This window comes from Ectopseudomonas khazarica, assembly GCF_004521985.1.
In the GTDB taxonomy this organism is placed as follows: domain Bacteria; phylum Pseudomonadota; class Gammaproteobacteria; order Pseudomonadales; family Pseudomonadaceae; genus Aquipseudomonas; species Aquipseudomonas khazarica.
In genome coordinates, this window is the sequence record NZ_SBHZ01000036.1 from 1 (window position 1) to 1,800 (window position 1,800).

The window sequence follows — 1,800 nt, forward strand, 5'->3', positions numbered from 1 at the left end:
CCATGAACGCCTTGCGGCGCGCCTGGGAGCACTTCGAGGAAGGCTTCATCGCCTTTCTTCTCGCTGCCATGACCCTGATCACCTTCGTCTACGTGATCCTCAACAACTTCTACACCCTGTTCTACTGGCTGGGTGACTATTTCGGCGGCAACGAAACCCTGCTGGGTATCGGTGACGCCATCCTCGACATGGCCCAGGCCATGACCTGGAGCAACGCCCTGACCAAGGCACTGTTCGGCTGGCTGATCTTCTTCGGCCTGGCCTACGGCGTGCGCACCGCCGGCCACATCGGCGTGGATGCGCTGGTCAAGCTCGCGCCACGCGGCATCCAGCGCGTCATCGGCGTCATCGCCTGCCTGTGCTGCCTGGGCTACGCCGGCCTGATCGCGGTCGGCAGCTTCGACTGGGTGCACACCCTGTTCAGCGCCGGCATCGGTGCCGAAGACCTCGGCCACTACGGCATCCAGCAATGGCACATCGGCATGATCGTGCCGTTCGGCTACGCCATGGTGTTCATCCGCTTCCTGGAAATTCTCGTGCGCATCCTGCGCAACCAGCAGACCGGCCTCGGCCTGGCTGACGAAGCCGCCGACGCCCTGAAGGTCAATGAGCACGAGGAGAGCAAATAATGACCGTCCTGTTCCTCTTCCTGCTGCTGTTCCTGCTGATGTTCATCGGCGTGCCGATCGCCGCCTCGCTCGGCCTGGCCGGCTCGATCACCATCATGCTGTTCAGCCCCGACTCGGTGCGCTCGCTGGCGATCAAGCTGTTCGAGACCTCCGAGCACTACACCCTGCTGGCGATTCCGTTCTTCCTGCTCTCCGGTGCCTTCATGACCACCGGTGGCGTGGCGCGGCGCCTGATCGACTTCGCCAACGCCTGCGTCGGCCACATCCGGGGCGGCCTGGCCATCGGCGCGGTGCTGGCGTGCATGCTGTTCGCCGCGCTGTCCGGTTCGTCGCCGGCCACCGTTGCGGCAGTGGGTTCCATCGCCATCGCCGGCATGGTCCGCTCCGGCTACCCGCAGGCCTTCGGCGCCGGCATCGTCTGTAACGCCGGGACCCTGGGCATCCTGATTCCGCCGTCGATCGTCATGGTGGTGTACGCCGCCGCCACCGAGCAGTCGGTGGGCAAGCTGTTCATGGCCGGGGTGATCCCGGGCGTGCTGCTCGGCCTGGTGCTGATGATCGCGATCTACGTGGTGGCGCGGATCAAGAAGCTGCCGGCCCTGCCGCGTGCCAGCTTGCGCGAATGGCTGCGCTCGGCGCGCGAGGCGTTCTGGGGCCTGCTGCTGATGGTGATCATCCTCGGCGGCATCTACACCGGCATGTTCACCCCGACCGAGGCCGCTGCCGTGGCCGCCGTGTACGCCGGCTTCGTAGCCCTGTTCGTGTACAAGGACCTGACCCTGCGCGAGTGCCCGAAGGTGCTGCTGGAGTCCGGCAAGCTGACCATCATGCTGATGTTCATCATCGCCAACGCCATGCTCTTCGCCCACGTGCTGACCACCGAGCAGATCCCGCAGCAGATCACCGCCTGGGTGGTGGAGCTGGGCCTGCAGCCGTGGCAGTTCCTGCTGGTGGTGAACATCGTGCTGCTGATCGCCGGTGCCTTCATGGAGCCGTCGGCGATCATCCTGATCCTCGCGCCGATCCTGTTCCCGATCGCCGTGCAGCTGGGTATCGACCCGATCCACCTGGGCATCATCATGGTGGTGAACATGGAGATCGGCCTGATCACCCCGCCGGTGGGGCTGAACCTGTTCGTCACCTCGGCGGTGACCGGCATGCCGCTGACCGC

General features: G+C 65.4%; 2 protein-coding genes. Both read left to right on the top strand.

Translation table 11 applies throughout. The features are described from left to right. The first annotated feature begins 2 nt into the window (after nt 1-2). A complete protein-coding gene (locus EPK82_RS24615) occupies nt 3-629 on the top strand; it encodes a TRAP transporter small permease (RefSeq protein ID WP_134678343.1) in 627 nt (208 codons plus the stop codon). After that, a partial coding sequence (dctM, locus tag EPK82_RS24620; RefSeq protein WP_134678344.1) for a C4-dicarboxylate TRAP transporter large permease protein DctM occupies nt 629-1,800 on the top strand: 1,172 nt, incomplete at its 3' end. The genes EPK82_RS24615 and dctM, both read left to right, overlap by 1 nt.